The organism is Streptomyces sp. NBC_00287 (assembly GCF_036173105.1).
GTDB lineage: Bacteria > Actinomycetota > Actinomycetes > Streptomycetales > Streptomycetaceae > Streptomyces.
Genome location: NZ_CP108053.1, coordinates 5,662,182 through 5,687,553, shown reverse-complemented (window position 1 = coordinate 5,687,553; position 25,372 = coordinate 5,662,182). Strand labels below are relative to the sequence as shown.

The 25,372-nt window shown below is 66.8% G+C and carries 35 protein-coding genes; 3 read left to right on the top strand and 32 right to left on the bottom strand.

The annotated features are described in order from the left end of the window. Nucleotides 1-21: 21 nt before the first annotated feature. Nucleotides 22-1,443: a cellulose binding domain-containing protein gene (locus OHT76_RS26065; protein ID WP_328873268.1), complete on the bottom strand. Its 1,422-nt coding sequence runs from the start codon at nucleotides 1,441-1,443 to the stop codon at nucleotides 22-24. A 288-nt stretch (nucleotides 1,444-1,731) separates the two neighbouring features. Between OHT76_RS26065 and OHT76_RS26060 the strand changes: the two genes are divergently transcribed. Then, the gene (locus OHT76_RS26060) at nucleotides 1,732-3,003 is read left to right on the top strand and encodes a nucleotide sugar dehydrogenase (protein WP_328873267.1); all 1,272 of its coding nucleotides are present in this window, start codon (nucleotides 1,732-1,734) and stop codon (nucleotides 3,001-3,003) included. Beyond that, the gene (locus OHT76_RS26055) at nucleotides 3,000-4,922 is read left to right on the top strand and encodes a glycosyltransferase (RefSeq protein WP_328873266.1); all 1,923 of its coding nucleotides are present in this window, start codon (nucleotides 3,000-3,002) and stop codon (nucleotides 4,920-4,922) included. Before OHT76_RS26060 ends, OHT76_RS26055 begins: the two co-directional genes overlap by 4 nt. 3 nt (nucleotides 4,923-4,925) lie before the next feature. Here OHT76_RS26055 and OHT76_RS26050 read toward each other — a convergent pair whose 3' ends face one another. Further along, complete coding sequence (locus OHT76_RS26050; RefSeq protein WP_328873265.1) at nucleotides 4,926-6,320, bottom strand: polysaccharide deacetylase family protein; 1,395 nt, start codon at nucleotides 6,318-6,320, stop codon at nucleotides 4,926-4,928. 269 nt (nucleotides 6,321-6,589) lie between these two features. Here OHT76_RS26050 and OHT76_RS26045 point away from each other — a divergent pair, with 269 nt between their 5' ends. Then, nucleotides 6,590-8,395, top strand: coding sequence for a hypothetical protein (locus OHT76_RS26045; RefSeq protein WP_328873264.1), 1,806 nt, complete (start codon nucleotides 6,590-6,592; stop codon nucleotides 8,393-8,395). A gap of 39 nt (nucleotides 8,396-8,434) precedes the next feature. Here the strand turns inward: OHT76_RS26045 and truA are convergent, their stop codons facing one another. From truA to rplC, 30 genes are all read right to left on the bottom strand, one after another. Further along, nucleotides 8,435-9,277 carry a tRNA pseudouridine(38-40) synthase TruA gene (gene truA / locus OHT76_RS26040; protein WP_328873263.1) on the bottom strand — a complete coding sequence of 281 codons (843 nt, stop codon included), beginning with the start codon at nucleotides 9,275-9,277 and terminating at the stop codon, nucleotides 8,435-8,437. A gap of 79 nt (nucleotides 9,278-9,356) precedes the next feature. After that, the gene (rplQ, locus tag OHT76_RS26035) at nucleotides 9,357-9,854 is read right to left on the bottom strand and encodes a 50S ribosomal protein L17 (protein ID WP_328873262.1); all 498 of its coding nucleotides are present in this window, start codon (nucleotides 9,852-9,854) and stop codon (nucleotides 9,357-9,359) included. A gap of 96 nt (nucleotides 9,855-9,950) precedes the next feature. Continuing rightward, nucleotides 9,951-10,973, bottom strand: a complete 1,023-nt coding sequence (locus tag OHT76_RS26030) for a DNA-directed RNA polymerase subunit alpha (RefSeq protein WP_003966937.1) — start codon at nucleotides 10,971-10,973, stop codon at nucleotides 9,951-9,953. A gap of 143 nt (nucleotides 10,974-11,116) precedes the next feature. Then, entirely contained in the window at nucleotides 11,117-11,521 is a 405-nt protein-coding gene (gene rpsK / locus OHT76_RS26025; protein ID WP_003956432.1) for a 30S ribosomal protein S11, read from the bottom strand. Nucleotides 11,522-11,587: 66 nt separating this feature from the next. Next, entirely contained in the window at nucleotides 11,588-11,968 is a 381-nt protein-coding gene (gene rpsM, locus OHT76_RS26020) for a 30S ribosomal protein S13 (RefSeq protein ID WP_328873261.1), read from the bottom strand. A 192-nt stretch (nucleotides 11,969-12,160) separates the two neighbouring features. After that, complete coding sequence (gene rpmJ, locus OHT76_RS26015; protein ID WP_003998809.1) at nucleotides 12,161-12,274, bottom strand: 50S ribosomal protein L36; 114 nt, start codon at nucleotides 12,272-12,274, stop codon at nucleotides 12,161-12,163. Nucleotides 12,275-12,333: 59 nt separating this feature from the next. Next, nucleotides 12,334-12,555: a translation initiation factor IF-1 gene (gene infA, locus OHT76_RS26010; RefSeq protein WP_003948620.1), complete on the bottom strand. Its 222-nt coding sequence runs from the start codon at nucleotides 12,553-12,555 to the stop codon at nucleotides 12,334-12,336. Nucleotides 12,556-12,757: 202 nt separating this feature from the next. Next, nucleotides 12,758-13,594 carry a type I methionyl aminopeptidase gene (gene map, locus OHT76_RS26005; protein ID WP_328873260.1) on the bottom strand — a complete coding sequence of 279 codons (837 nt, stop codon included), beginning with the start codon at nucleotides 13,592-13,594 and terminating at the stop codon, nucleotides 12,758-12,760. A 121-nt stretch (nucleotides 13,595-13,715) separates the two neighbouring features. Next, nucleotides 13,716-14,378, bottom strand: coding sequence for an adenylate kinase (locus OHT76_RS26000; RefSeq protein ID WP_328873259.1), 663 nt, complete (start codon nucleotides 14,376-14,378; stop codon nucleotides 13,716-13,718). Beyond that, a complete protein-coding gene (gene secY / locus OHT76_RS25995) occupies nucleotides 14,378-15,691 on the bottom strand; it encodes a preprotein translocase subunit SecY (protein WP_328873258.1) in 1,314 nt (437 codons plus the stop codon). Before secY ends, OHT76_RS26000 begins: the two co-directional genes overlap by 1 nt. Before the next feature lie 234 nt (nucleotides 15,692-15,925). Beyond that, complete coding sequence (gene rplO / locus OHT76_RS25990; RefSeq protein ID WP_003974249.1) at nucleotides 15,926-16,381, bottom strand: 50S ribosomal protein L15; 456 nt, start codon at nucleotides 16,379-16,381, stop codon at nucleotides 15,926-15,928. A gap of 2 nt (nucleotides 16,382-16,383) precedes the next feature. Continuing rightward, nucleotides 16,384-16,566: a 50S ribosomal protein L30 gene (gene rpmD / locus OHT76_RS25985; protein ID WP_005481207.1), complete on the bottom strand. Its 183-nt coding sequence runs from the start codon at nucleotides 16,564-16,566 to the stop codon at nucleotides 16,384-16,386. Then, on the bottom strand, nucleotides 16,566-17,174 hold the full coding sequence (gene rpsE, locus OHT76_RS25980; RefSeq protein ID WP_013001409.1) for a 30S ribosomal protein S5: 609 nt from the start codon (nucleotides 17,172-17,174) through the stop codon (nucleotides 16,566-16,568). Before rpsE ends, rpmD begins: the two co-directional genes overlap by 1 nt. Nucleotides 17,175-17,213: 39 nt before the next feature. Then, nucleotides 17,214-17,597, bottom strand: a complete 384-nt coding sequence (gene rplR, locus OHT76_RS25975) for a 50S ribosomal protein L18 (protein ID WP_328873257.1) — start codon at nucleotides 17,595-17,597, stop codon at nucleotides 17,214-17,216. A 3-nt stretch (nucleotides 17,598-17,600) separates the two neighbouring features. Then, nucleotides 17,601-18,140, bottom strand: coding sequence for a 50S ribosomal protein L6 (gene rplF, locus OHT76_RS25970; RefSeq protein WP_328873256.1), 540 nt, complete (start codon nucleotides 18,138-18,140; stop codon nucleotides 17,601-17,603). 24 nt (nucleotides 18,141-18,164) lie between these two features. Continuing rightward, a complete protein-coding gene (gene rpsH / locus OHT76_RS25965) occupies nucleotides 18,165-18,563 on the bottom strand; it encodes a 30S ribosomal protein S8 (RefSeq protein WP_015658459.1) in 399 nt (132 codons plus the stop codon). 211 nt (nucleotides 18,564-18,774) lie between these two features. Then, on the bottom strand, nucleotides 18,775-18,960 hold the full coding sequence (locus OHT76_RS25960) for a type Z 30S ribosomal protein S14 (RefSeq protein ID WP_003948630.1): 186 nt from the start codon (nucleotides 18,958-18,960) through the stop codon (nucleotides 18,775-18,777). Nucleotides 18,961-18,965: 5 nt separating this feature from the next. Beyond that, nucleotides 18,966-19,523 carry a 50S ribosomal protein L5 gene (gene rplE, locus OHT76_RS25955; protein WP_053661885.1) on the bottom strand — a complete coding sequence of 186 codons (558 nt, stop codon included), beginning with the start codon at nucleotides 19,521-19,523 and terminating at the stop codon, nucleotides 18,966-18,968. Continuing rightward, complete coding sequence (gene rplX, locus OHT76_RS25950) at nucleotides 19,523-19,846, bottom strand: 50S ribosomal protein L24 (protein ID WP_269661072.1); 324 nt, start codon at nucleotides 19,844-19,846, stop codon at nucleotides 19,523-19,525. The genes rplE and rplX overlap by 1 nt, the downstream gene beginning before the upstream one ends. Before the next feature lie 2 nt (nucleotides 19,847-19,848). Then, nucleotides 19,849-20,217, bottom strand: coding sequence for a 50S ribosomal protein L14 (gene rplN, locus OHT76_RS25945; protein ID WP_003998823.1), 369 nt, complete (start codon nucleotides 20,215-20,217; stop codon nucleotides 19,849-19,851). A gap of 101 nt (nucleotides 20,218-20,318) precedes the next feature. After that, complete coding sequence (gene rpsQ, locus OHT76_RS25940; protein WP_328873255.1) at nucleotides 20,319-20,606, bottom strand: 30S ribosomal protein S17; 288 nt, start codon at nucleotides 20,604-20,606, stop codon at nucleotides 20,319-20,321. Then, nucleotides 20,606-20,830 (bottom strand): 50S ribosomal protein L29, encoded by a 225-nt coding sequence (rpmC, locus tag OHT76_RS25935; protein WP_003998824.1) that lies wholly within the window; start codon nucleotides 20,828-20,830, stop codon nucleotides 20,606-20,608. Before rpmC ends, rpsQ begins: the two co-directional genes overlap by 1 nt. Beyond that, on the bottom strand, nucleotides 20,830-21,249 hold the full coding sequence (gene rplP / locus OHT76_RS25930; protein ID WP_004927269.1) for a 50S ribosomal protein L16: 420 nt from the start codon (nucleotides 21,247-21,249) through the stop codon (nucleotides 20,830-20,832). Before rplP ends, rpmC begins: the two co-directional genes overlap by 1 nt. 5 nt (nucleotides 21,250-21,254) lie before the next feature. Further along, nucleotides 21,255-22,082, bottom strand: a complete 828-nt coding sequence (rpsC, locus tag OHT76_RS25925; protein WP_232650418.1) for a 30S ribosomal protein S3 — start codon at nucleotides 22,080-22,082, stop codon at nucleotides 21,255-21,257. Next, the gene (rplV, locus tag OHT76_RS25920) at nucleotides 22,082-22,429 is read right to left on the bottom strand and encodes a 50S ribosomal protein L22 (RefSeq protein ID WP_003974262.1); all 348 of its coding nucleotides are present in this window, start codon (nucleotides 22,427-22,429) and stop codon (nucleotides 22,082-22,084) included. The genes rpsC and rplV overlap by 1 nt, the downstream gene beginning before the upstream one ends. A 44-nt stretch (nucleotides 22,430-22,473) precedes the next feature. Then, nucleotides 22,474-22,755, bottom strand: coding sequence for a 30S ribosomal protein S19 (gene rpsS / locus OHT76_RS25915; protein WP_003992359.1), 282 nt, complete (start codon nucleotides 22,753-22,755; stop codon nucleotides 22,474-22,476). 12 nt (nucleotides 22,756-22,767) lie between these two features. Next, nucleotides 22,768-23,604 carry a 50S ribosomal protein L2 gene (gene rplB, locus OHT76_RS25910; protein ID WP_328873254.1) on the bottom strand — a complete coding sequence of 279 codons (837 nt, stop codon included), beginning with the start codon at nucleotides 23,602-23,604 and terminating at the stop codon, nucleotides 22,768-22,770. A gap of 38 nt (nucleotides 23,605-23,642) precedes the next feature. After that, nucleotides 23,643-24,062 carry a 50S ribosomal protein L23 gene (gene rplW, locus OHT76_RS25905; protein ID WP_328873253.1) on the bottom strand — a complete coding sequence of 140 codons (420 nt, stop codon included), beginning with the start codon at nucleotides 24,060-24,062 and terminating at the stop codon, nucleotides 23,643-23,645. Further along, nucleotides 24,062-24,718, bottom strand: a complete 657-nt coding sequence (gene rplD / locus OHT76_RS25900) for a 50S ribosomal protein L4 (protein ID WP_328873252.1) — start codon at nucleotides 24,716-24,718, stop codon at nucleotides 24,062-24,064. The genes rplW and rplD overlap by 1 nt, the downstream gene beginning before the upstream one ends. A 5-nt stretch (nucleotides 24,719-24,723) precedes the next feature. Next, nucleotides 24,724-25,368 carry a 50S ribosomal protein L3 gene (rplC, locus tag OHT76_RS25895; protein WP_123991105.1) on the bottom strand — a complete coding sequence of 215 codons (645 nt, stop codon included), beginning with the start codon at nucleotides 25,366-25,368 and terminating at the stop codon, nucleotides 24,724-24,726. Nucleotides 25,369-25,372: the final 4 nt, after the last annotated feature.

Sequence of the window (25,372 nt, the reverse complement as noted above, 5' to 3'; positions counted from 1 at the left end):
CTCAGGGCCTCTCAGGGCCGCTCAGGACGCGGGCAGCGTGTCGAACCAGCCGACGCCGTTGCCCTGGAACTCCTTGGCGGCCTCCTCGGCCTCCTCGGCGGTGAGCTTCTCGCCGGCCTGGTGGTAGATCCAGTCCACCTTCATGTCCCAGGCCCGGTCGCCGGTGAACGGCAGGTCCACGAACCAGGTGTTGAAGTTGATCGCCATGTCGGCGCGCGGGGCGTAGTCGGCGCCGCTGCGGTAGAGGGTCTTGCCGTCGAGGCTGTAGGTGACGGCGTCCTTCTCGACCGTGATCACCATGGTGTGCCAGCCGGCGATGCTCTTCTCGGTCTTGCTGGTGACGCGGTCGCCCTCGTCGGCGTTGCGCCAGGTGGTGGTGTCCAGCTTCGGTCCGGGCGCGCCCCAACCGCCGTTCGGCATGTACTCGTTGTCGAGTTCGGCGTACTTGCTGCCCGAGCCGCCGATGGTGAAGAACGTCTGGTTGATGTGGTCGCCGTTCTCGCCGCTGGTCGGCTTGTCGGTGAAGTGGATCCGCGCCGCGTAGGTGCCGGTGCGGAACTTCGCCTCCTTGGTGCCGAGCGCGGCCTGCTTCGTACCGGCCTTCGTGCCGTCCGTCGAGGCGCGCAGGTTGAGGACCTGGCCGCCGAGTGCCTCCTCCTCGCCCGGGAAGGTGACGCCCTTCGCGGTCCAGGTGTTCTCGATGCCGGGGCCGCCCTCGCTGGTGCGCACCAGCCAGCCGTGCTTGAACAGCGCGGTGTCCTTCGGGCCCCGGTAGTTGAAGTCGTCGAAGAACCCGCCCTCGGGCAGCTCGGGCACGGCCTCGGACACGGGCTTCGCCGAGGCCTCGGCGCCCTTGCCGCCGGGCTCCTCGCCCCACACCAGGGCGCCGCGCTTGTAGGCGGGGATCCGGTCGGAGTTCTGGTACGTCTTCTTCGAGGCGTCGTAGGACCAGTCGCCGTCCTGGTTCACCGGCTTGTGGTCGGTCCGGTAGAGCTGGAGCTCCAGGCCCTCGCTGTTCGCGCCGGGCTCGAGCACGCCCGCCTTCTCGGTGAACCCGAGCTCCAGGTAGTGGTCGGCGCCCTCGTGCGGCGCGTCCATGGCGACCACGGCACCGGTCAGATTCGAGCAACCGACCGCCGCTTCCACACAGTTGAAGCCGTACGACGCGTCCCCGTCGGCGGTGAAGTAGTAGCGCAGGGCGACATCGCTGAGCGGCACCGGCTTCTCGGAGGTGTTGAAGACCTCGAGCCACGGCCGGACGGCGTCGGACTCGGCCGAGGTCTCCGTCCGGTAGCGGATCGTGAGCTCGGGCTCCTCCGGGTTGAAGTGGTTCCATACCGGCTTGGCGGCCAGGACGCCGCCGGCGAGGACGGCCACCACGAGCAGGACCTTGAAAGCGCGGGCTATGCCACTGCGACGCTTGGGCTGACGGCGGGACGCCACGGGGGGACTCCTTCGGGGCGCGGGGCATGCGCCCGGCGGATGAATCGGCAAGAGGGTACCTGTCCCGGCGCCGGGCACCAGTGGTCGCTTCCGGGCAGAAACCGGCGACAAACGGGCCGACTCATGACCATGCACAAGGGTTGTACGCAGCTTCGCGTGACAAAAACGACTGTGTGCGAGGTGTGAACACATGTGTGGGCGCTGTTAGCCTTTGCGCTCCTTGTATTCGATGGATGACTGTGCGCCCGGGCTGGGGGCTTGGGTGGCGCCGGGGTGGGAAGTATTGCCGTGAACCGAAACTCCACTGTCGATCTCGTGATCATCGGGCTCGGCTACGTCGGGCTGCCGCTTGCCCGGGCAGCAAGCGCTTCCGGTCTGAAGGTCGTGGGCCTCGACCGCAGCCAGTCGGTGGTGCAGGGGCTGACCTCCGGGTCCTCCCACGTCGACGACATCAGCGACGCCGATGTGCGCTCCATGCTCGACCAGGGTTTCCGCGCGGTCTCCTCACCCGAGGTCATCGCGGACGCGGCCGCGGTCGTCATCTGTGTGCCCACCCCGCTGACCGAGCACGGCGCGCCCAACCTCGGCGCGGTGGACTCCGCGGTCGCGGACATCGCCGCCCACCTCAAGCCGGGCACCCTGGTCGTCCTGGAGTCCACGACGTACCCGGGCACCACCGACGAGGTCGTCCGTCCGCGTCTGGAGGCCGGCGGCCTCAAGGCGGGCGTCGATTTCTACCTCGCCTTCTCCCCCGAGCGCATCGACCCGGGGAACCCGACCTACGGCCTGGAGAACACGCCCAAGGTCGTCGGCGGCACCACCCCGGACTGCACCAAGGCGGCCCGCGCGCTGTACGAGCGCTTCGTGGGCAGCGTGGTGGAGGCCAAGGGCACGCGTGAAGCCGAGATGGCCAAGCTGTTGGAGAACACCTACCGGCACGTGAACATCGCGCTCGTCAATGAGATGGCGATGTTCTGCCGCGAGATCGGCGTCGATCTCTGGGACGCCATCCGCTGCGCCTCCAGCAAGCCTTTTGGCTTCGCGCCCTTCTACCCGGGCCCCGGCGTCGGCGGTCACTGCATCCCGATCGACCCCAACTACCTCTCTTACAAGGTGCGTTCGCTCGGGATACCGTTCCGGTTCGTGGAACTGGCCCAGGAGATCAACCAGCGGATGCCCGCCCATGTCGTCTCACGCGCCGCGGACCTGCTCAACGAGCAGGGCAAGCCGATCCGCGGCACGCGTGTCCTGCTGCTCGGCGTCACCTACAAGCCGGACATCTCCGACCAGCGGGAGAGCCCCGCGGTGGACGTGGCCGAGCTGCTGCTGGAGCGCGGCGCCGACCTCGCCTACTACGACCCCCGCGTCGAGGACTGGACCGTCGAGGGCACCTCGGTGCCCCGCGTCGAGGACTACCTCGCCGGTGCGGCCGAAGCCGACCTGACCATCCTTCTTCAGCACCACAGCGAGCTCGACCTGGACGCGCTGGCCGACCGTGCCCGTCTGCTCTTCGACACGCGCGGCAAGTCGGCCGACCATCCCCAGGTGGTCAAGCTGTGACCGACACCTACATACCGGGGGCCGTCGACACCGACGGCCGCCGCCGTCACAAGCGCCGACGGCATCTGAAGGTCTCGTACTTCTTCTTCCTCGCCATCGCCGCCGTCATCGTTACCAAGCTCGACCCGGAGTCGCTCCACTACTACTCGTTCGGCGCGCTCGGGCTGCTCGCCCTCAAGATGTTCGGTGCACTCTTCTACCGGCCCGCCAAGGCGGACCGCGAGGAGCTGATGCTGCTGGACAACTCCTGGGTCACCGCGGTCATCCCGATCTACAACGAGGACCCAGTGATGTTCGAGCAGGGCATGCGCAGCCTTCTCGCGCAGAGCCGGCTCCCCAACGAGATCCACATCATCGACGACGCCAGCGCCGACAACTCCGGCATCAAGGCGGCGAAGAAGATGCGCCGCGAGTTCGAGGCGCAGGGCGTGAAGTACACGGTCAGCGTGCAGCCCGAGAACAAGGGCAAGCGCGAGGCCCTCGCCCTCGGCTTCGAGGCGGCGCCTTACACCGACCTGTTCCTGTGCGTGGACTCGGACACGATCCTGTCCCGGGACACCGTCCGTGAGCTGCTGCTGCCCATGGCCGACCCGAAGATCATGGCCTCCACGGGCATGGTCCTCGCGCTCAACCACGACAGCAACATCTTCACGCGCCTGCAGGACCTCCGGTACGGCAACTCGTTCCTGTTCGAGCGGGCCGCGTACTCCCGGCTGAAGTCGGTGCTCTGCTGCTGCGGCGCGCTCTCGGTGTACCGCGGCACGCTGGTGCGCAAGTACCTGCCGGACTTCCTCAACCAGCAGTTCCTCGGCAAGCCGGCCGTCTTCGGCGACGACCGGCGCATGACGAACTACTGCCTGATGGAGGGCCAGGTCGTCTTCCAGGAGACGGCCGTCGGCTACACCGCCGTCCCCGAGAAGCTGCCGCACTTCCTGCGCCAGCAGGTCCGCTGGAACAAGTCCTTCTTCCGCGAGTCCCTGTGGGCCTTCAAGAACCAGAAGAAGTTCCGGCCCGCGTTCTGGCTGACCTGCATGGAACTGGCGCTGTGGCTGGTCTTCGGCTCGGCGATGTTCTACTCCATGGTCATCCTGCCGATCATGCAGCCGGAGCGGTTCGTCAACCACATCGGCGACTACCTGGTCTTCATGGTCCTCATGGGGTACCTGCGCAACGTCCGGTACCTGGACTTCCCCCGCCGCGGCATGGGCTTCATCAGACGCTTCGGCATGTTCCTGCTGGCCCCGCTGTACGGCGTCATCCAGCTGCTCCTGCTGACCCCGCTGCGCTTCTACGCGCTGGTCACCCTGCACAAGGGCAGCTGGGGCACCCGTCAGGGCGGCGTCGAGGTCTCCGTCGCCGGTGACCACGAGCAGGATGTCTCCGCGGTCTACGAGGAAGAGGACGAGTACTCGTCCCAGCAGGTCTCCTCCACGATCGAGATGATGCGCCTGGAGGGCATCGCCCTCGCGCGTACCGCCCCGCACGCCTCCCCGCGCAACCCCAACGGCATGGCCCAGGCCTACACCGGCCACACCCAGGGCGAGTTGCACGACATGGGCCGCAACGCGCCCCAGCAGCAGGTGGCGTGGAACGGCGTGACGCAGGTGCAGCCGATACCGCCGCAGGGCTACGGCGCGCAGCAGCAGTTCCAGCAGCCGCAGCACCAGCAGCAGCCGTACGGCGGCCAGCAGCAGGGCCCGTACCAGCAGCAGCACGTGCAGGGTTACGACCAGTGGCAGGGCCAGCAGCAGGGCCAGCAGCCCCACCAGGGCCACGGCCAGCAGCCGTACATCCCGCAGCAGCCGCACGGTCCGTACCCCCAGCAGCCGCAACAGCAGCAGCACTGGACCCCGGAGAACCAGAACCAGCCGTACGCCCCGGAGCACCAGGACGACGGCTGGTTCGGTGACCGCCGGTAGCGGTCAGTTGTAGTACGCCATCGCCTCCTGGACGGTGAGCACCTCGATCTCCCGCTTCTGGATCTCCGTCATCAGCGTACGGAGACCGGCCTGGCTGATCTCGGTGCTCGCCGCCGGCGTACCGGCGACGATCTTGTGGAGACACAGGATCAGCCAACTGCCGCTACGGGCACAGCGGTCCAGCGCCCCACCCGCGCCGACCACCTTGCTCAGCGCGGTGCCCCCGATACCCGTCCCGTCGGTGATGCCGGTCAGTGCCTTGAGGCGATACGGCATCGCCGGGGCGTAGCTCTCGATGGTCTCGGAAATGATCGAGCGGGCCGTGGTGAAGTGACGCGCGGCGAGCAGATCGACGGGCACTCCGTCGGTGGTGTTCTGAAATGCGCCGTGCGGATAGGCGAAGTGCTCGCTGGTGAATCCATTGCCGACGAGCCATTCCCGCAGCTTTGCGAAATCCGCGTCGACCTGCTGAGCGGTGAGCTTGGGATAACTCGCCGTGTGCGTCGCGTTGGCATAGGAGTGCCCGGCCATCTCCCAGCCGGAGGAGTCCTGCAGGGAGCGCATCTGCGCGAGGTTCACAAAAGAGCCGGTGCCGATCACATCGGCGATGTTGTAGAGCGTCCCCGGCATGCCGAAGGGGTCCATGACCGGACGGGCGAGATCGTGGACCGACTTGTGCGAGTCGTCGAAGGTGATGGACACGACGCCCTTGGAGAAGACGGACTCGGTGTCGGGTACCAGCTCGACCGTCTGCAGGTGGTACGTCACCGGGGCCGCCGCGTCGTCGTAGACCGCGAACGACATATCGGTGAACCCCGTCCGCACGGACGGCTCGCCCTGCGCGGAGAGCGTGTACGTCCCGGACGCCGAGGTGACGTCGGCCCACTGCAGATGGACCGTCACCCACTCCCCGGACTGCACGTAATTGGCCCCGGTCTTCGCATGGTTGTGCACCTTCCAGCTGAAGGCGTTCTTCAGCCCGGAGCTGCCGAGGTAGAAGACAACCCTGCTGAGATGGGTGGCGTCCGTGACCCGGAAGATGAGCCGGATCATCTTGCCGCTCAGATCCATGGCGGTCATACCGGTCTTGCGGACGTACGACTGCACACCGGTGCCCGCGGTGGTCACACGGACCGAGGAGGCGCCCCGGGTGAAGACCGCGGTGTCGGCCGGGTCCGACGAGGCGGTCCCCGCGCCGCCCGCCGTCCAGCCGTGCCCCGACTGGAACTGCTGGCTCCAGGTCGCCCGGCGATAACGCGGCCGCCGACCGGTCGGCGCGTACGGCGGCACCCCCAGGCCCTCGGCCGGCGCGGCGTCCGCGGTGGCCAGCGCCCCTATCCCGCCGACCGTGACCAGACCCCCGAGCCCCATGGCCCGCAATGCCGAGCGTCTGCCCACCTGACCTGAATGCTTACTGCCCTTACTCAAAGTGACTCCCCACTGGCATCAATGCCCCAACCCCCCTGCTTCGCAAAGACGTTCTTAATTCAAGTGTCCAATGCGACTGGTGTGACAGTAAAATAGCGGTTGACGGGTGGGGATGATGCGCACGGTCCTTCCTTCTTTTCAAGGGCCTGGACGAGATGCCGGACGAGACAGGGGAATCTCGCCTCCCCCACCACTCTTCACACGCCCCAGGGGGGGCTGTGTCTGCTCTGGAGGGGTTCATGAACAGACGTTCTTCCGCGCTGCGCCAAGGCACGCGCGCCGTGGGTGCGGCCGCGCTGCTGGTGGCGAGCCTGGGCGTCGGGGGCGCCTGGCCGGCCGCAGCGGCCGGGACCGAGCCGTGCAAGCCGACAGAGGGCTTCACCCACTGCAAGATCTTCGACCACTCCGGCGCAGCCGTGGACTTCCAGGTCCCCGCCGGGGTGGAGGAGTTGGACTTCCGCGGCTGGGGCATGGGCGGCGACGGCAATCCGTTCGCCACCGGCGGCAACGCCGCGTATGTGGGGGGCTCGCTGGACGTCACCCCCGGTGAGCACCTGACCGTGAAGGTCGGCGGCTGGCGCATCGGAGGCAAGCTCTTCGGCGATGCGCTCGGTGGCAAGGCCGGCGCGAGCAACTGGGGTGGGAACGGCGGTGCGAGCACCGCGGTCCGCGCCGCGGACGGCTCCGCGCTGTTCATCGCCGCCGGCGGCGGTGGCGCCGGGTACGGCAGCCATGACATGAGCAAGGGTGGAAGCGGCGGCGCTCCCGACGGCGGCGACGCCGGCGACGACTTCGGTGGCAAGGGTGCGAAGGGCGGCCAGGGCGGCGCGGCCGGCGTCGAGGGCGGCAAGCCCGGCGCCGACCACACGCAGGGCGGTGCCGGTGGTGACGGCGGTGCCAAGGCGGGCGGTGGCGGCGCGGGCTACGCGGGTGGCGGTGGCGGCGGCCTCCGGGAGGCGCAGGGCGACGGCGGCAGCGGCGGTGGCGGTTCCAGCTACGCCGACCCCGAGCGCACCTCCGACGTACGCATGCTGAGCAGCACCACGCCCTATCCGGCGGCGAAGGACGACCCGTTCTGGGTGCACAATCCGCTCGACGACAACACGCCGGACCTCGCCGGCGTCGGCCAGGGCGGCTGGAACGAGCGCGGCGGCGACGGCCGCGTGGTCCTCCAGTGGAAGTCGCCCGACGGCGTCCCGGTGGTGACCGAGCTGACCCGGGAGTCCGGCGACGACCAGACCATCCTCCCGATCAATGTCTCCGACCCGATGGTGGTCGTGGCCCGCGACAAGAACGGCGAGCCGCTGCCCGACCAGAAGGTGACCTACACCCTGGAGGACCCGAGCGGCCTCGGGGTGAAGTGGGAGGACTCCCCGACCCAGGTGTACACGGACGCCCAGGGACGCGCCCAGTCCCCCAGCGTCATCACCGGTGAGAAGGAAGGCGACTTCACGGTCCGCGCCACCTCCGGTGACGTCTCGACGACCTTCACCGCCCACGTCGGGCAGACGAGCCACGCCATCGAGATCACGGGCGGCGACGACCAGCAGGCGAAGCCAGGTGACACCTTCACCGACCCGCTGACCGTCAAGGTGACCAAGAACGGCGCTGCGGCGGCGGACACCGAGGTGGAGTTCTCCGTCGAGAGCAACTCCGACGACGCCCCGACCTTCGAGGGCGACGAGGACTCCGTGAACGTGACCACCGACGCCGACGGCGAGGCCACCGCCACCGAGCTGGTCGCGGGCCAGGAGCCGGGCACGTACAACGTCCTCGCGACGGCCGGCGACGCCGGGATCCGCTTCACCGTCGAGGTGACCGAGCAGGGCGCGACCGCTTCCCCGTCGCCGAGCCCCTCCGGCAGCTCCGACACCACGACCGGCGGCTCCGACAGCACCGGTGGCACCGACACCCAGGGCGACTCGGGCAGCCTCGCCCTGACCGGCGCCGCGGGCATCGGCACCCTCGCCGGGGCGGCCGCGGCGCTCGCCGGACTGGGCTGGGCCGCGATGCGGTTCACCCGCTCCCGCCGCGCGCAGGACTGACGTAAACCGAAGGGGGGCCCTGCGCCGCAGGGCCCCCCTTCAGTGCACCTGCCCCCGCACCCGCCGCGCCTGCCGCTGCCGCTCAGCGAGCTGGTCGGCGGCCGGGTAGGCGACCTCTTCCAGAGTCAGCCCGTACGGCCGTACGACATGGACGGCACTGTCGCGCACCCGCGCGTCGAGCACCTTCCGCGGCCACTCCACCCCGCGGTGCCCGTCCCCCACGAACAGCAACGCGCCCACCATGGACCGCACTTGGTTGTGGCAGAAGGCATCGGCCCGGACCTCGATCTCCACCACCCCGTCAGCGGTACGGCGCACCCCGAAGTCGAAGATCTCGCGCACCGTCGAAGCCCCCACGCGCTTCTTCGCATAAGCGGCGAAGTCATGCTCCCCGACAAGGGACTTGGCGGCGGCGTCCATCACGGCGGCGTCCAACTCCCAGTCATGCCACAGCACATGACTGCGCAACAGCGGATCCACGCCACCAGGCCGGTCGCAGACCCGGTAGACATAGCGCCGCCAAAGAGCCGCGAACCGCGCGTTGAACCCTTCCGGAGCCTCGGTGAGCGCCCATACCCGCACGTCCTTGGGCAGCCGCCCGGCAAGCCGCTTGAGCAGCTTCTCCCGATGCTCGCCCCACAACTCCAAAGGCAGATCAACATGCGCGACCTGCCCCCGAGCATGCACCCCGGCATCGGTCCGCCCGGCGACGGTGAGGTCGTACGTCTCCGAAGACCGCGTAACGGTCCGCAACGCACCCTCGACCTCCGCCTGCACGGTCCGCTGCCCCCCGGCCTGCTTGGCCCACCCGGAGAAGCCGGAACCGTCGTAGGACAGATCAAGCCGAATCCTCACGAACCCGGCCAGCACTTCGTCACTCACCCAGAGATCCTCTCAACAACAAAAGCGGGCCCGCCCCTCGAAAGGAACGGACCCGCCAACGCCCCAAGGGGCAGAACGCTTACGCGTCCTTGGACTCCTCGGCAGGCGTCTCCTCGGCCTCATCGGCCTTGGTGACGTCAACCTTGGGCTCAACCTCGGCGTCCTTGGCGGCGCGCTTGGTGGCGGCCTCGGCCTCGCCCGTAGCCTCCTGCGCAACCGTCAGCGCCTCGACCAGCTCGATGACAGCCATGGGCGCGTTGTCGCCACGGCGGTTACCGATCTTGGTGATACGGGTGTAGCCACCCGGACGGTTCTCGTAGCGCGGGCCGATCTCGGTGAAGAGCGTGTGGACGATGCTCTTGTCCGTGATCACCTGGAGCACCTGACGGCGGTTGTGAAGGTCGCCCTTCTTCGCCTTGGTGACCAGACGCTCGGCGTACGGACGCAGCTTGCGCGCCTTCGCCTCGGTGGTGGTGATACGACCGTGCTCGAAGAGCGCCTTCGCGAGGTTCGCGAGGAGCAGCTTCTCGTGCGCGGCGCTGCCGCCCATACGGGCACCCTTGGTGGGCTTCGGCATGTTCTTTCTCCTGTGTGTCTGCCCCGGCCGTGTCAGGTACCGGGGTCAGGAACCCGATGAGCGGATGCTCACCGGCAACGACCGATCAAGTACTGATCAGTACTGCTCGGTCTCCACGAAACCCGCGTCCGCGTCGTCGTCGGCGCCGAAGGCGTCGGCAGCGGCCGTGGGGTCGAATCCGGGCGGGCTGTCCTTGAGGGCCAGGCCCATGCCGGCCAGCTTCGCCTTGACCTCGTCGATGGACTTCGCACCGAAGTTACGGATGTCCAGGAGGTCGGCCTCGGAACGCGCGACGAGCTCACCCACGGAGTGGATGCCCTCACGCTTGAGGCAGTTGTACGACCGAACGGTGAGCTCGAGCTCCTCGATCGGCAGCGCCAGATCAGCGGCAAGGGCGGCGTCCGTGGGGGACGGGCCCATGTCGATGCCCTCGGCGTCGATGTTCAGCTCGCGGGCGAGACCGAACAGCTCGACCAGCGTCTTACCGGCGGAGGCCATGGCGTCACGCGGACGCATCGCCTGCTTGGTCTCGACGTCGACGATCAGCTTGTCGAAGTCGGTGCGCTGCTCGACACGCGTGGCCTCGACCTTGTACGTGACCTTCAGAACCGGCGAGTAGATGGAGTCGACCGGGATACGGCCGATCTCCTGGCCCACCTGCTTGTTCTGCACGGCGGAGACATACCCACGGCCACGCTCGACCGTGAGCTCCATCTCCAGCTTGCCCTTGCCGTTGAGCGTGGCGAGGACGAGGTCGGGGTTGTGCACCTCGACACCGGCCGGGGGCGCGATGTCGGCGGCGGTGACCAGACCCGGGCCCTGCTTGCGCAGGTACATCACGACCGGCTCGTCGTGCTCCGAGGAGACGACCAGCTGCTTGATGTTGAGGATCAGGTCGGTGACGTCCTCCTTGACGCCCGGCACGGTGGTGAACTCGTGCAGCACGCCGTCGATGCGGATGCTGGTGACAGCCGCACCGGGGATGGAGGACAGGAGGGTCCGGCGAAGGGAGTTGCCGAGGGTGTAACCGAAGCCCGGCTCCAGCGGCTCGATCACGAACCGGGAGCGGAACTCGTCGACGACCTCTTCGGTCAACGAGGGACGCTGAGCGATCAGCATGTGTGGATCAGATCCTTCTTTCGTGGACGCCCGCTATTTGACGCCCGACGGAACCGTCCCCGGCAAAAGGGACGGGTACTGCAAGGGTACGGGCGATACCGCCCCGAAGAGCCGTACCGCCCGAAAAGCCCTGCGAAGCGAGGTCAGACGCGACGACGCTTCGGCGGACGGCAGCCGTTGTGCGGGGTCGGGGTGACGTCCTGGATGGAGCCGACCTCGAGACCGGTCGCCTGAAGCGAACGGATCGCGGTCTCACGACCCGAACCCGGACCCTTCACGAACACGTCGACCTTGCGCATGCCGTGCTCCTGAGCGCGGCGGGCAGCCGACTCGGCGGCCATCTGCGCGGCGAACGGCGTGGACTTCCGGGAGCCCTTGAAGCCGACGTGGCCGGCGGAGGCCCAGGAGATCACGTTGCCGGACGGGTCCGTGATGGAGACGATCGTGTTGTTGAACGTGCTCTTGATGTGCGCGTGGCCGTGAGCGACGTTCTTCTTTTCCTTGCGGCGCACCTTCTTGGCAGCGCCCTGACGACCCTTGGGGGGCATCTGTACTCCTACGGGAGGTGGTCGGTCCTACAGCGAAGACCGCTGGACTGCGAAGTCCGCTGAGGACTACTTCTTGCCCGGCTTCTTCTTGCCGGCGATGGCGCGACGCGGGCCCTTGCGGGTGCGGGCGTTGGTGCTGGTGCGCTGACCGCGGACGGGCAGGCCACGGCGGTGACGCAGACCCTGGTAGCAGCCGATCTCGACCTTGCGGCGGATGTCGGCCTGGATCTCGCGACGGAGGTCACCCTCGGTCTTGATGTTGTTGTCCACGAACTCGCGGATCGCGACGAGCTGCTCCTCGGAGAGGTCGCGAACACGGGTGTTCGGGTCGACGCCGGTCGCGGCCAGCGTCGCCTGAGAGAGGGTCCGGCCGATGCCGAACACGTAGGTGAGGGCGACCTCCACGCGCTTGTCGCGCGGGATGTCAACACCGGAAACGCGTGCCATTCAATGGCTCCTGGTGATCTTCGGAGGTCTTCCGCAGAACCGGCTCCCAGCCGCCGTACCAGGTACGAACTGGGTCCCCGGCCTCCGAACCGGGGGTATCAGGCGACAAGCGCCTGGGCCCTGCGTATGAACATATTCAGCTCGCGTCGCGCGAAGTCTCTGCGATCAAGATGCAGAGGGAAAGGTCGTGCGTCAGCCCTGGCGCTGCTTGTGGCGCGGGTTCTCGCAGATGACCATGACCCGACCGTGACGGCGGATCACCCTGCACTTGTCGCAGATCTTCTTGACGCTCGGCTTGACCTTCATGGGATTGAGGTTCTCCGGGTCAGTGCCACCACCCCGCCGAAACGGGATGCGGGCAAGATCTACTTGTAGCGGTAGACGATCCGGCCACGCGTCAGGTCGTACGGAGACAACTCCACCACGACCCGGTCGTCAGGGAGGATGCGGATGTAGTGCATACGCATCTTGCCGCTGATGTGTGCCAGGACCTGGTGGCCGTTCTGGAGCTCCACCTTGAACATGGCGTTCGGGAGAGACTCGACGACAGTGCCTTCGATCTCGATGGCACCTTGCTTCTTGGCCACGCTTTGCCCTTCGAATCGACTACCTTGATCGACTCAGAGTGAGCGCATGCAGACATGCGGGTACACAAGAGCCGACGAGTCAGTCTACGTCAGCGCACCCGGAAACACGAATCGAGGGATCCTGCCCCAGCAGGCAGATCATTAAGCGCCCCGATAGGGGCGCGGGGAACTGCGCGACAAGCCCCCGCTCCCCCATAGGCGATCAGCCCAGCGGATCCGGAGCGGCAGCGATCCCGTACTCCGCCAGCTTCGCCTTACCCCCGTCGGGAGCCGTCAGCACGAGGGGGCCCTGTTCGGTCAGGGCGACACTGTGCTCCCAGTGGGACGACCACGTGCCGTCGGTGGTGATGACCGTCCAGTCGTCGGCGAGGACCTCGGTCTTCGGGGTGCCCAGGGAGACCATCGGCTCGATGGCGAGGCAGAAGCCGGGGACCAGCTTCGGGCCCTTGCCGCGCCGGCGCTCGACGTAGTTCAGCAGATGCGGGTCCATGTGCATCTCGGTGCCGATGCCGTGGCCGCCGTAGTCCTCGATGATCCCGTACCGGCCGCCGCCGGCCTTGGGCTGGCGGCGGATGTACGTCTCGATGGCCTTGGAGATGTCGACGAGGCGGTTGCCCAGCTTCATGGCCGCGATACCGGCCCACATCGACTCCTCGGTCACCCGGGAGAGCTCGATCAGCTCCGGAGCGTGACCGGAGCCCACGAAGGCGGTGTAGGCGGCGTCACCGTGCCAGCCGTCGATGATCGCGCCGCAGTCGATGGAGATGATGTCCCCGTCCTTGAGGACGACCTCGTCGGACGGGATGCCGTGGACCACGACCTCGTTCACGGAGGTGCAGATCGTCGCCGGGAACCCGCCGTACCCGAGGAAATTCGACTTGGCCCCGTGCTCCGCGAGCACCTTGCGCGCGACCTCGTCCAGATCCTTGGTGCTGGCCCCGGGCACCGCGGCCTCCCGAGTGGCCGCGTGAATGGCGGCGACGACCAACCCTGCCTCACGCATCTTGGCGATCTGCTCGGGGGTCTTGATCTGCACCATGGCGGCGGGGGCCTTTCTGAAACCGGGGTAAGGGCTACTTCACAACCATACGTGCGCAGCCACCGCACGCAGCAGCCGCGGCCCCAGGAAGGGAACCGCGGCTACAGCGACGTACAAAGACCTAGTTCTCGGCGCCCTCGCGCTTCAGCGCGGCCAGGGCACGGCTCGTGACCTCGTCCACCGGACCCATGGCCTCGATCGTCACGACCAGACCCTGCGCCTTGTAGTAGTCGATGATCGGCTCGGTCTGCGTGTGGTAGACCTCGAGCCGCGTCCGGACCGTCTCCTCGGAGTCGTCGCCCCGCAGGTACAGCTCGCCGCCGCAGACGTCGCAGACGCCTTCCTTCTTCGGCGGGCTGTACGTCACGTGGAAGACATGCGCGGAGTCGTTCCGGCAGGTGCGCCGGCCGGCGATCCGCTTGACCACCTCTTCCTCGGGGGCCTCCAGGTCCAGCACCGCGTCCAGCCGCATGTCCTCGGACGACAGCAGCTCGTCCAGCGCCTCGGCCTGGGACACATTGCGCGGGAAGCCGTCCAGCAGGAAGCCGCCCTCGGCGTCCGGCTGCTCCATGCGGTCCTTGGCCATCGCGATGGTGACCTCGTCCGGCACGAGATTGCCCGCGTCCATGTAGGACTTCGCGAGTTTCCCGAGCTCCGTCTGGCGGCTGATGTTGGCGCGGAACAGGTCGCCCGTGGAGATGTGCGGGATGTTCAGCTTCTCGGCAAGGCGTGTGGCTTGCGTACCCTTGCCCGCGCCCGGCGGCCCGACGAGGACGATTCGCATCAGCGGAGGAACCCTTCGTAATTGCGCTGCTGGAGCTGGCTCTCGATCTGCTTCACGGTCTCGAGACCGACACCCACGATGATCAGGATGCTGGTGCCACCGAACGGGAAGTTCTGATTGGCCCCGAAACCGGCCAACGCAACCGTCGGGACGAGAGCGATCAGACCCAGATACAGCGAACCCGGCCAGGTGATCCGGTTGAGTACATAGGACAGGTACTCAGCGGTCGGACGGCCAGCCCGGATGCCCGGGATGAAGCCACCATACTTCTTCATGTTGTCGGCGACTTCCTCGGGGTTGAAGGAGATCGCCACGTAGAAGAACGCGAAGAAAACAATGAGCAAGAAGTACAGAGTGATGTAAATCGGATGGTCGCCTGTGACGAGATTCGCTTCGATCCAGGTTTTCCAGCTCGAAGTACCACTCGAGAACTGCGAGATCAGAGCCGGGATGTAGAGCAGCGACGAGGCGAAGATGACGGGAATCACACCCGCCTGGTTCACCTTCAACGGGATGTACGTGGACGTACCACCGTAGGAACGGCGGCCGATCATGCGCTTCGCGTACTGCACCGGGACTCGGCGCTGGGCCTGCTCGACGAAGACCACCAGGCCGACCATGACGAGCCCGACGAGCATGACGGTGCCGAACTCGATCCAGCCGTCGGCCAGGGATCCCTGCGTCTTGATGGCCCACAGCGCGGACGGGAAGGTCGCGGCGATCGAGATGAACATCAGGATCGACATGCCGTTGCCGATACCGCGGTCGGTGATGAGCTCACCGAGCCACATGACCATGGCCGTACCGGCGGTCATCGTGATGACCATGGTGACGGTCACGAAGATCGAGCGGTCCGGGACGACCTGGCCGGCGACCGTGCAGCCGGAGAACAGGGCGCCGCTGCGGGCGGTGGCGACAAGACCGGTGCCCTGCAGGATCGCGAGCGCCACCGTCAGGTAACGGGTGTACTGCGTGATCTTCGCCGTACCGGCCTGGCCCTCCTTCTTGAGGGCTTCCAGGCGCGGGATCACGACGGTCAGCAGCTGGAGGATGATGCTCGCCGTGATGTACGGCATGATCCCGAGCGCGAAGATGGTGATCTGCAGCAGCGCTCCGCCGCTGAACATGTTGATCAGACCGAGGGGGCCCTGGTTTGCGGACGCCTCGTCCACACACTGCTGTACGGACGTGTAATCGACGCCGGGGATCGGGATATGCGTACCGACCCGGTAGATCACGATGATGCCGAGCGTGAAGAGCAGCTTCTTGCGCAGGTCGGGCGTCTTGAACGCCCGGGCGAACGCGGTGAGCACGGTGCCTCCTGCGACCCCCGCGCTACTGCGTCAAGGGTGACGGTCTTGAGGTTCGACGATTAGGTAACGGTCAACTGCCGCTCAGAGTGCCGCATGTGAGGCACTCAGTAAAAGTTGGCAGTGCAGGCCACCTTACCCGCGAGACTGCCACCCTAGGAACGACCAACCGGGGATACCCCATTTGTGGGGTATCCCCGGTCGGGATCGCTCAAGTCATCGAGGCGCCTGATGTATTCAGACGAGCTCGGTGACGGTACCGCCGGCGGCGGTGATCTTCTCCTTGGCGGAGCCGGAGACGGCGTCAACCGTCACCTGCAGCGCCACGGAGATCTCGCCCTGGCCGAGGACCTTGACGAGGCTGTTCTTGCGAACGGCACCCTTGGCGACGAGACCCTCGACGGTGACCTCGCCACCCTCCGGGTACAGCGCGGCCAGCTTGTCGAGGTTCACGACCTGGAACTCGGTCTTGAACGGGTTCTTGAAGCCCTTCAGCTTCGGAAGACGCATGTGGAGGGGCATCTGCCCACCCTCGAAGCGCTCCGGAACCTGGTAACGGGCCTTCGTACCCTTGGTACCACGACCGGCCGTCTTACCCTTCGACGCCTCACCACGACCGACACGGGTCTTGGCGGTCTTGGCGCCGGGGGCCGGACGGAGGTTGTGGATCTTCAGCGGGTTGTTCTCCGCCATGATCAGTCGACCTCCTCGACCGTCACGAGGTGGCGGACGGTGTGCACCATGCCGCGGAACTCGGGACGATCCTCCTTGACGACCTGCGTGTTGATGCCCTTGAGACCAAGGGAGCGCAGGGTGTCACGGTGGTTCTGCTTGCTGCCGATGTACGACTTCGTCTGCGTGATCTTGAGCTGAGCCATTACGCAGCACCAGCCCCGGCACGCGCACGCAGCAGAGCCGCGGGAGCGACGTCCTCGAGGGGCAGACCACGGCGAGCCGCGATCTCCTCGGGACGCTGCAGGCCCTTCAGGGCCTCCACGGTCGCGTGCACGATGTTGATCGCGTTCGACGAACCGAGCGACTTCGACAGGATGTCGTGAACGCCGGCGCACTCGAGCACGGCACGCACCGGGCCACCGGCGATAACGCCGGTACCGGGGGACGCCGGCTTGAGCAGGACGACGCCCGCCGCCTTCTCACCCGTGATCGGGTGCGGGATGGTGCCCTGGATACGGGGGACCTTGAAGAAGTGCTTCTTGGCCTCCTCAACACCCTTGGCGATGGCGGCCGGCACCTCCTTGGCCTTGCCGTAACCGACACCCACGGTGCCGTCACCGTCGCCCACCACGACCAGCGCGGTGAAGCTGAAGCGACGACCACCCTTCACAACCTTGGCGACGCGGTTGATCGCGACAACGCGCTCAACGTACGCGGTCTTCTCGGCGGCAGCTGCGCCGCCGTCACGGCCCTTCCGGTCCCGCCGCTCGCCGCCACCGGCACCGCCACCGCGGCGCTGGGGTCCAGCCATTGGAATTACCTCTCTCTTTATCCGCTAGCTACGAACGGCTCAGAACTTCAAGCCGGCTTCGCGGGCGGCGTCCGCCAGAGCGGCAATGCGCCCGGCGTACTGGTTGCCACCACGGTCGAATACGACGGCCTCGACGCCGGCGGCCTTGGCACGCTCGGCAACCAGGGCGCCGACCTGCTTGGCCTGCGCCGACTTGTCGCCCTCGCCACCGCGGACCGAGGTGTCCAGGGTGGACGCCGACGCCAGGGTGTGACCCTGGATGTCGTCGATCACCTGGGCCACGATGTGGCGGTTCGAGCGGGTAACGACCAGACGGGGACGCTCCGCCGTACCGGCGATCCGCTTGCGGATCCGGATGTGACGGCGCTTGATCGCGGCGCGCTTGTAGGCGTCGCCCTTCAGGATCTTCTGTCCGTATGCCATGGCTTACTTACCCGCCTTTCCGACCTTGCGGCGGATGACTTCGCCCTCGTACTTGACGCCCTTGGCCTTGTACGGGTCGGGCTTGCGCAGCTTGCGGATGTTGGCCGCAACCTCGCCGACCTTCTGCTTGTCGATGCCCTCGACCGAGAAACGGGTCGGGGTCTCCACCTTGAAGGTGATGCCCTCGGGGGCCTCGACGGTGATCGGGTGGCTGTAGCCGAGCGCGAACTCAAGGTTCGAGCCCTTGGCCTGCACGCGGTAACCGACACCGCTGATCTCGAGCTTCTTCACGTAACCCTGGGTCACGCCGGTGATCATGTTCGCCACCAGCGTGCGGGACAGGCCGTGCAGGGCCTTGTTCTGACGCTCGTCGTTGGGGCGGGTGACGTTGAGAACGCCGTCCTCACCCTTGGCGATGTCGATCGGCGCGACAACGGTGTGGCTCAGGGAACCCTTGGGGCCCTTGACCGAGACCGTACGGCCGTCGATGGTGACGTCCACGCCGGCGGGAACCGTGATGGGGAGCTTGCCAATACGCGACATAGCTGTTTCCTCCGTTCCCTTCCGCTACCAGACGTAGGCGAGGACTTCTCCGCCTACGCCCTTCTTGCCGGCCTGCTTGTCGGTCAGGAGACCGTGCGACGTGGAGATGATCGCCACGCCGAGGCCACCGAGGACCTTGGGCAGATTGGTGGACTTCGCGTAAACCCGGAGACCGGGCTTGGAGATCCGCTTGATGCCCGCGATGGAGCGCTCACGGTTCGGGCCGAACTTCAGCTCGAGAACGAGGTTCTTGCCGACCTCGGCGTCCTCGACCTTCCAGCCCGTGATGAAGCCCTCCTGCTGGAGGATCTCCGCGATGTGCGACTTGATCTTCGAGTGCGGCATCGCCACGGTGTCGTGGTATGCCGAGTTCGCGTTCCGCAGACGCGTAAGCATGTCTGCGATCGGATCAGTCATGGTCATGAATTGGCCTTCGGCCTCTCTCGCCGGGGTTTCCTGGTGCGCCATCCCTCTCCCCGATCCGAGACGGGACGGGTGCGGCGCGGTGGACCTACGGCGTAGTAAGTCGTACGGGCGTCAGGGCGCCCAACCCTCCTAGCCTAAGCCATGGAGAGTGGGCCCCTGACCAAACCCTTTACTTACCGAGAGCCTCTGGAATCCCTAAAAGCAGGGACTACCAGGAGCTCTTGGTCACGCCCGGCAGCTCGCCACGGTGAGCCATCTCACGAAGGCACACGCGGCACAGGCCGAACTTGCGGTACACGGAGTGGGGACGGCCGCAGCGCTGGCAGCGCGTGTAGCCACGCACGCCGAACTTGGGCTTGCGAGCAGCCTTCGCGATGAGAGCCTTCTTCGCCATCTCGCTCACGCCTCCTTGAAGGGGAAGCCGAGGTGACGAAGGAGCGCGCGGCCCTCAGCGTCGTTGGTCGCCGTGGTGACCACGGTGATGTCCATACCCCGGACGCGGTCGATCTTGTCCTGGTCGATCTCGTGGAACATGACCTGCTCCGTGAGACCGAAGGTGTAGTTGCCACGGCCGTCGAACTGCTTGGGGGACAGACCACGGAAGTCGCGGATGCGCGGCAGCGCGAGCGACAGGGTGCGGTCCAGGAACTCCCACATGCGGTCGCCACGGAGCGTGACGTGAGCACCGATCGGCTGACCCTCACGCAGCTTGAACTGCGCGATGGACTTGCGGGCCTTGGTGACGGCCGGCTTCTGACCGGTGATCGTGGTGAGGTCGCGGATGGCGCCCTCGATCAGCTTGGAGTCGCGGGCGGCGTCGCCCACACCCATGTTGACCACGATCTTGACGAGGCCGGGAACCTGCATGACGTTCTCGTACTTGAACTCGTCACGCAGCTTGCCCGCGATCTCCTCGCGGTACTTCGTCTTCAGACGCGGAGTGGTGGTGGTAGCCATCAGATGTCCTCACCCGTCCGCTTGGCAACGCGGATCTTGTTGCCCTCTTCGTCGAAGCGGTAACCGACACGCGTGACGACCTTGTTGCCGTCCTTCTCAACGACCAGCTGGACGTTGGAGACGTGGATCGGCGCCTCGGTCGTGACGATGCCGCCGGCCTGGGAACCGCGAGCGGTCGGACCGGCCTTGGTGTGCTTCTTGACCCGGTTGACACCCTCGACCAGGACACGCTCGTCGCGCGGGTAAGCGGCAATGACCTTGCCCTGCTTGCCCTTGTCCTTACCGGTGATGACCTGGACCAGGTCGCCCTTCTTGATCTTCATGCTTACAGCACCTCCGGCGCGAGCGAGATGATCTTCATGAACTTCTTCTCGCGCAGCTCCCGGCCGACCGGGCCGAAGATGCGGGTGCCGCGAGGGTCGCCGTCGTTCTTCAGAATGACGGCGGCGTTCTCGTCGAAGCGGATGTACGAGCCGTCCGGACGGCGGCGCTCCTTGACGGTGCGAACGATGACCGCCTTGACGACGTCACCCTTCTTCACGTTGCCACCGGGGATCGCGTCCTTGACGGTGGCGACGATGACGTCACCGATGCCCGCGTAGCGGCGACCGGAGCCACCGAGCACACGGATGCAAAGGATTTCCTTCGCACCAGTGTTGTCGGCGACGCGCAGTCGCGACTCCTGCTGGATCACGTCTATCTCCTGTTTGTCTGCCGGTTCCCGGCAGGGGCTTCAGTTACGAGAGCCCCTGCCGAGCCTGGCGGAACTGACCTGCGGGATTAGCCCCGCAGGAATTACTTGGCCTTCTCGAGGATCTCGACGACGCGCCAGCGCTTCGTCGCGGACAGCGGCCGGGTCTCCATGAGGAGGACACGGTCGCCGACGCCCGCGGCGTTCTGCTCGTCGTGAGCCTTGAGCTTGTTGGTACGGCGGATGACCTTGCCGTACAGCGCGTGCTTCACACGGTCCTCGACGGCGACGACGACGGTCTTGTCCATCTTGTCGCTGACGACGAGACCCTCACGGGTCTTGCGGAAGCCACGGGCCTCAGCGGTGTTCTCAGTCACGTTGCTCTCGCTCATCAGGCGCTCTCCACCGTCTCGATGCCCAGCTCGCGCTCACGCATCAGGGTGTAGATCCGCGCGATGTCCTTACGGACGGCCTTCAGCCGACCGTGGTTCTCGAGCTGACCGGTCGCCGCCTGGAAGCGGAGGTTGAACAGCTCTTCCTTGGCTTCGCGGAGCTTCGCCAGAAGCTCCTCGTCACCCAGTTCGCGCAGCTCGGACGCCTTGGTACCGGCCGACATCACGCTTCACCTGCCTCGCGCTTGACGATCCGGCACTTCATCGGCAGCTTGTGGGCTGCGCGAGTCAGGGCCTCACGGGCGATCTTCTCGTTGGGGTAGGACAGCTCGAACATGACCCGGCCCGGGTGCACGTTCGCGATCCACCACTCCGGCGAACCCTTACCGGAACCCATGCGGGTCTCGGCAGGCTTCTTCGTGAGCGGGCGGTCCGGGTAGATGTTGATCCAGACCTTGCCGCCACGCTTGATGTGGCGGGTCATCGCGATACGGGCCGCCTCGATCTGGCGGTTGGTCACGTATGCCGGCGTGAGGGCCTGGATGCCGTACTCGCCGAACGCAACCGTCGTACCGCCCTTGGCCTGACCACGGCGCTTCGGGTGGTGCTGCTTGCGGTGCTTGACCCTACGGGGGATCAGCATGACGGTCAGGCCTCCGTTCCGGTGCTCTCAGCCGGAGCGGCGGCGGGAGCCTCGGCCTTGGGGGCCTCGGCGCCTGCAGCCTGCTGCGGCTTGCGACCGCGCCGCTCGCCACCACGGCCACCACGGGCCGGGCGGTCGGAGCCGCCGCCACCGCGAGCCGGGCGGTTACCCGCACGGGCGGCAGCGTTCTCGGCGCGGACCTCGGCGATGTTCTTGACATCGCCCTTGTAGATCCAGACCTTCACACCGATACGGCCGAAGGTCGTCTTGGCCTCGAAGAAGCCGTAGTCCACGTTCGCACGGAGCGTGTGCAGGGGCACACGGCCCTCGCGGTAGAACTCCGAGCGGGACATCTCGGCGCCGCCGAGGCGGCCACCGCACTGGATCTTGATGCCCTTGGCGCCGGCCTTCATGGCGGACTGCATGCTCTTGCGCATGGCCCGACGGAAGGAGACGCGGGAGGAGAGCTGCTCGGCAACGGCCTGAGCAACCAGCTGAGCGTCCGTCTCGGGGTTCTTGACCTCGAGGATGTTCAGCTGGACCTGCTTGCCCGTGAGCTTCTCGAGGTCACCGCGGATGCGGTCGGCCTCGGCGCCACGGCGGCCGATGACGATGCCCGGACGCGCGGTGTGGATGTCCACACGCACACGGTCACGGGTGCGCTCGATCTCAACCTTCGAGATACCGGCGCGCTCCATGCCGGACGTCATCATCCGACGGATGGCGACGTCTTCCTTGACGTAGTCCTTGTACAGCTTGTCGGCGTACCAACGCGACTTGAAGTCGGTCGTGACACCGAGCCGGAACCCATGCGGGTTTACCTTCTGGCCCATTACCGGGTTCCTTCCTTGCTGCTGACGACCACGGTGATGTGGCTGGTCCGCTTGCGGATCCGGTAGGCACGGCCCTGGGCGCGCGGCCGGAACCGCTTCAGGGTCGGACCCTCGTCGACGTACGCCTCGGAGATGAAGAGGCTGTCGGCGTCGGTGTGGTCGTAGTTGTGCGCGGCGTTGGCGATGGCGCTGTCGAGCACCTTGCCGACGGGCACTGAGGCGGCCTGCGGAGCGAATCGCAGGACCGCCTGAGCCTCCGTGGCGTCCATGCCACGGATAAGGTCCACCACGCGGCGGGCCTTCATGGGCGTAACGCGGATGTACCGCGCCTGGGCCCTGGCTTCCATGGTTGTCCCTCTCAGTTACTTACGTGTCTGAATGCGATCCGCGGTTAGCGGCGCTTCGACTTCCGGTCGTCCTTGACGTGACCCCGGAAGGTGCGCGTCGGCGAGAACTCGCCGAGCTTGTGGCCGACCATCGACTCGGTGACGAACACCGGGATGTGGGTCTTGCCGTTGTGCACCGCGAGCGTGTGGCCGAGCATGGCCGGCACGATCATGGAGCGACGGGACCAGGTCTTGATGACGTTCTTGGTGCCGGCTTCGTTCTGGGCGTCCACCTTCTTGATCAGGTGGTCGTCGACGAAGGGCCCCTTCTTGAGACTGCGCGGCATCTAAACCCGCTCCTAGCGCTTCTTGTTCGTCTTGCGGCGGCGGACGATGTACTTGTTCGACGCCTTCTTGGGCGAACGAGTACGACCCTCCTTCTGACCCCACGGGGAGACCGGGTGGCGACCACCGGAGGTCTTGCCCTCACCACCACCGTGCGGGTGGTCAACCGGGTTCATCGCCACACCGCGAACGGTCGGACGAACGCCCAGCCAGCGCTTACGGCCGGCCTTACCCCAGTTGATGTTGGACTGCTCGGCGTTGCCGACCTCGCCGATCGTGGCGCGGCAGCGCACGTCGACCAGGCGGACTTCACCGGACGGCATGCGCAGGTGGGCCATCTGGCCCTCCTTCGCGAGCAGCTGCACGGAAGCACCGGCGGAGCGGGCGAACTTGGCGCCGCCGCCCGGACGGAGCTCGATCGCGTGGATCGTGGTACCGACCGGGATGTTGCGGAGCGCCAGGTTGTTGCCCGGCTTGATGTCGGCCCCGGGACCGTTCTCGACGCGGTCACCCTGCTGCAGGTTGCGCGGGGCGAGGATGTAGCGCTTCTCGCCGTCGGCGTAGTGCAGCAGCGCGATGCGCGCGGTGCGGTTGGGGTCGTACTCGATGTGCGCGACCTTCGCCGGCACGCCGTCCTTGTCGTGACGACGGAAGTCGATCACTCGGTAGGCGCGCTTGTGTCCGCCACCCTGGTGGCGAACGGTCACACGACCGGCGTTGTTACGGCCGCCCTTGCTGTGCAGCGGGCGGACCAGCGACTTCTCCGGCGTGGACCGCGTGACCTCGACGAAGTCGGCGACGCTGGAGCCACGACGGCCCGGCGTAGTCGGCTTGTACTTGCGGATTCCCATTTCTCAGTCCTCGTCCGATATCGGACGATCCGACCCGCTTACGCGGTCGGACCGCCGAAGATGTCGATACGGTCGCCCTCGGCAAGGGTCACGATCGCGCGCTTGCTGTCGGCACGCTTGCCGAAGCCCGTGCGGGTCCGCTTGCGCTTGCCCTGGCGGTTGATCGTGTTGACCCCGGTGACCTTGACCGAGAAGACCGCCTGGACGGCCTGCTTGATCTGGGTCTTGTTGGCGCCGGGAGCCACGATGAACGTGTACTTGCCCTCGTCGAGAAGCGCGTAGCTCTTCTCGGACACGACCGGCTTGAGCAGGATGTCACGGGGGTCCGTGAACGCCTTGGTCGCCGGCGTGACGACGGTGTTCTTGCCCTCGGCCTCGTGGCGACGCGCCTTGGCGACGCGCGCGGCCTTGGCGGCCTTGGCGGCCTTCGAGGCGATGCTCGGGTGACGCGTAGCCATCAGGCTTCGCTCCCTTCGGTGTCAGCGGCCTTGGGGCCAGACACGAAGGACTCGAAAGCGGCCTGGGTGAAGACCACGTCGTCCGAGACGAGAACGTCGTACGTGTTCAGCTGGCCCGGCTCCAGGATGTGAACCTGGGGCAGGTTGCGGGCGGACAGCCACGCGGCCTCGTCGGCACGGTCGATGACGAGCAGCAGGTTCTTGCGCTCGCTGATCTTGCCGAAGAGCGTCTTCGCGGCCTTCGTCGAAGGCGACTCGCCCTCGATGACGCCGGAGACGACGTGGATGCGGTTGTTGCGGGCCCGGTCGGTGAGGGCGTGGCGCAGGGCCGCGGCCTTCATCTTCTTCGGGGTCCGCTGCGAGTAGTCACGCGGGGTGGGGCCGTGAACGACGCCACCGCCGGCGAACTGCGGCGCACGGGTCGAACCCTGACGGGCGCGGCCGGTGCCCTTCTGGCGGTAAGGCTTCTTGCCACCACCGCGGACCTCGCCACGACGCTTGACCTTGTGCGTGCCCTGACGGGCGGCGGCCAGCTGTGCGACGACGACCTGGTGAAGCAGCGGAACGCTGATCTTCTCTACGTCGAAGATCTCGGCCGGGAGCTCAACGGTCCCAGCGGTGTCGCCGGAGGGCGACAGAATGTCAATGGTGCTCATAGTCCTCAGGCCCCCTTGGCCGCGGTGCGGACCAGGACGAGGCCGCCGTTCGGACCAGGAACCGCGCCCTTGATGAGCAGCAGGCCCTTCTCCGCGTCAACGGCGTGAACGGTCAGGTTCTGGGTGGTGACCCGCTCGTTGCCCATGCGACCCGCCATGCGGAGGCCCTTGAACACGCGGCCCGGGGTGGCACAGCCACCGATGGAACCGGGGGAGCGGTGCTTGCGCTGGGTGCCGTGACCGGCGCCGAGGCCCTTGAAGTTGTGACGCTTCATGACACCGGCGAAGCCCTTGCCCTTGCTCTTGCCGGTCACGTCGACCTTGATGCCGGCCTCGAACACCTCAGCGGTGATCTCCTGGCCGAGGGTGTACTCGCTGGCGTCAGCGGTACGGATCTCGACGAGGTGGCGGCGGGGAGTGACGTCGGCCTTGGCGAAGTGGCCCTTGAGGGGCTTGTTCACCTTGCGCGGGTCGATCTCGCCGAAGGCGATCTGGACCGACTCGTAGCCGTCGGTGTCGTTCGTACGGACCTGGGTCACGACGTTCGGGCCGGCCTTGACGACGGTGACCGGAACAACACGGTTGTTCTCGTCCCACACCTGCGTCATGCCGAGCTTCTCGCCCAGGATGCCCTTGATCTGCTTAGCCATTCTC

Excerpts from the sequence above, each read along its gene's own strand:
- OHT76_RS26045 (WP_328873264.1), top strand. The coding sequence starts at position 6,590 with ATGAACAGACGTTCTTCCGCGCTGCGCCAAGGCACGCGCGCCGTGGGT.
- rplQ (WP_328873262.1), bottom strand. The coding sequence starts at position 9,854 with ATGCCGAAGCCCACCAAGGGTGCCCGTATGGGCGGCAGCGCCGCGCAC.
- OHT76_RS26030 (WP_003966937.1), bottom strand. The coding sequence starts at position 10,973 with ATGCTGATCGCTCAGCGTCCCTCGTTGACCGAAGAGGTCGTCGACGAG.
- rpsK (WP_003956432.1), bottom strand. The coding sequence starts at position 11,521 with ATGCCCCCCAAGGGTCGTCAGGGCGCTGCCAAGAAGGTGCGCCGCAAG.
- rpsM (WP_328873261.1), bottom strand. The coding sequence starts at position 11,968 with ATGGCACGCGTTTCCGGTGTTGACATCCCGCGCGACAAGCGCGTGGAG.
- rpmJ (WP_003998809.1), bottom strand. The coding sequence starts at position 12,274 with ATGAAGGTCAAGCCGAGCGTCAAGAAGATCTGCGACAAGTGCAGGGTG.
- map (WP_328873260.1), bottom strand. The coding sequence starts at position 13,594 with ATGGTGCAGATCAAGACCCCCGAGCAGATCGCCAAGATGCGTGAGGCA.
- OHT76_RS26000 (WP_328873259.1), bottom strand. The coding sequence starts at position 14,378 with ATGCGAATCGTCCTCGTCGGGCCGCCGGGCGCGGGCAAGGGTACGCAA.
- rplO (WP_003974249.1), bottom strand. The coding sequence starts at position 16,381 with ATGGCGGAGAACAACCCGCTGAAGATCCACAACCTCCGTCCGGCCCCC.
- rpmD (WP_005481207.1), bottom strand. The coding sequence starts at position 16,566 with ATGGCTCAGCTCAAGATCACGCAGACGAAGTCGTACATCGGCAGCAAG.
- rpsE (WP_013001409.1), bottom strand. The coding sequence starts at position 17,174 with ATGGCTGGACCCCAGCGCCGCGGTGGCGGTGCCGGTGGCGGCGAGCGG.
- rplR (WP_328873257.1), bottom strand. The coding sequence starts at position 17,597 with ATGGCATACGGACAGAAGATCCTGAAGGGCGACGCCTACAAGCGCGCC.
- rplF (WP_328873256.1), bottom strand. The coding sequence starts at position 18,140 with ATGTCGCGTATTGGCAAGCTCCCCATCACGGTTCCCGCCGGCGTGGAC.
- rpsH (WP_015658459.1), bottom strand. The coding sequence starts at position 18,563 with ATGACCATGACTGATCCGATCGCAGACATGCTTACGCGTCTGCGGAAC.
- OHT76_RS25960 (WP_003948630.1), bottom strand. The coding sequence starts at position 18,960 with ATGGCGAAGAAGGCTCTCATCGCGAAGGCTGCTCGCAAGCCCAAGTTC.
- rplE (WP_053661885.1), bottom strand. The coding sequence starts at position 19,523 with ATGGCTACCACCACCACTCCGCGTCTGAAGACGAAGTACCGCGAGGAG.
- rplX (WP_269661072.1), bottom strand. The coding sequence starts at position 19,846 with ATGAAGATCAAGAAGGGCGACCTGGTCCAGGTCATCACCGGTAAGGAC.
- rpsQ (WP_328873255.1), bottom strand. The coding sequence starts at position 20,606 with ATGAGCGAGAGCAACGTGACTGAGAACACCGCTGAGGCCCGTGGCTTC.
- rpmC (WP_003998824.1), bottom strand. The coding sequence starts at position 20,830 with ATGTCGGCCGGTACCAAGGCGTCCGAGCTGCGCGAACTGGGTGACGAG.
- rplP (WP_004927269.1), bottom strand. The coding sequence starts at position 21,249 with ATGCTGATCCCCCGTAGGGTCAAGCACCGCAAGCAGCACCACCCGAAG.
- rpsC (WP_232650418.1), bottom strand. The coding sequence starts at position 22,082 with ATGGGCCAGAAGGTAAACCCGCATGGGTTCCGGCTCGGTGTCACGACC.
- rplV (WP_003974262.1), bottom strand. The coding sequence starts at position 22,429 with ATGGAAGCCAGGGCCCAGGCGCGGTACATCCGCGTTACGCCCATGAAG.
- rpsS (WP_003992359.1), bottom strand. The coding sequence starts at position 22,755 with ATGCCGCGCAGTCTCAAGAAGGGGCCCTTCGTCGACGACCACCTGATC.
- rplB (WP_328873254.1), bottom strand. The coding sequence starts at position 23,604 with ATGGGAATCCGCAAGTACAAGCCGACTACGCCGGGCCGTCGTGGCTCC.
- rplW (WP_328873253.1), bottom strand. The coding sequence starts at position 24,062 with ATGGCTACGCGTCACCCGAGCATCGCCTCGAAGGCCGCCAAGGCCGCC.
- rplD (WP_328873252.1), bottom strand. The coding sequence starts at position 24,718 with ATGAGCACCATTGACATTCTGTCGCCCTCCGGCGACACCGCTGGGACC.
- rplC (WP_123991105.1), bottom strand. The coding sequence starts at position 25,368 with ATGGCTAAGCAGATCAAGGGCATCCTGGGCGAGAAGCTCGGCATGACG.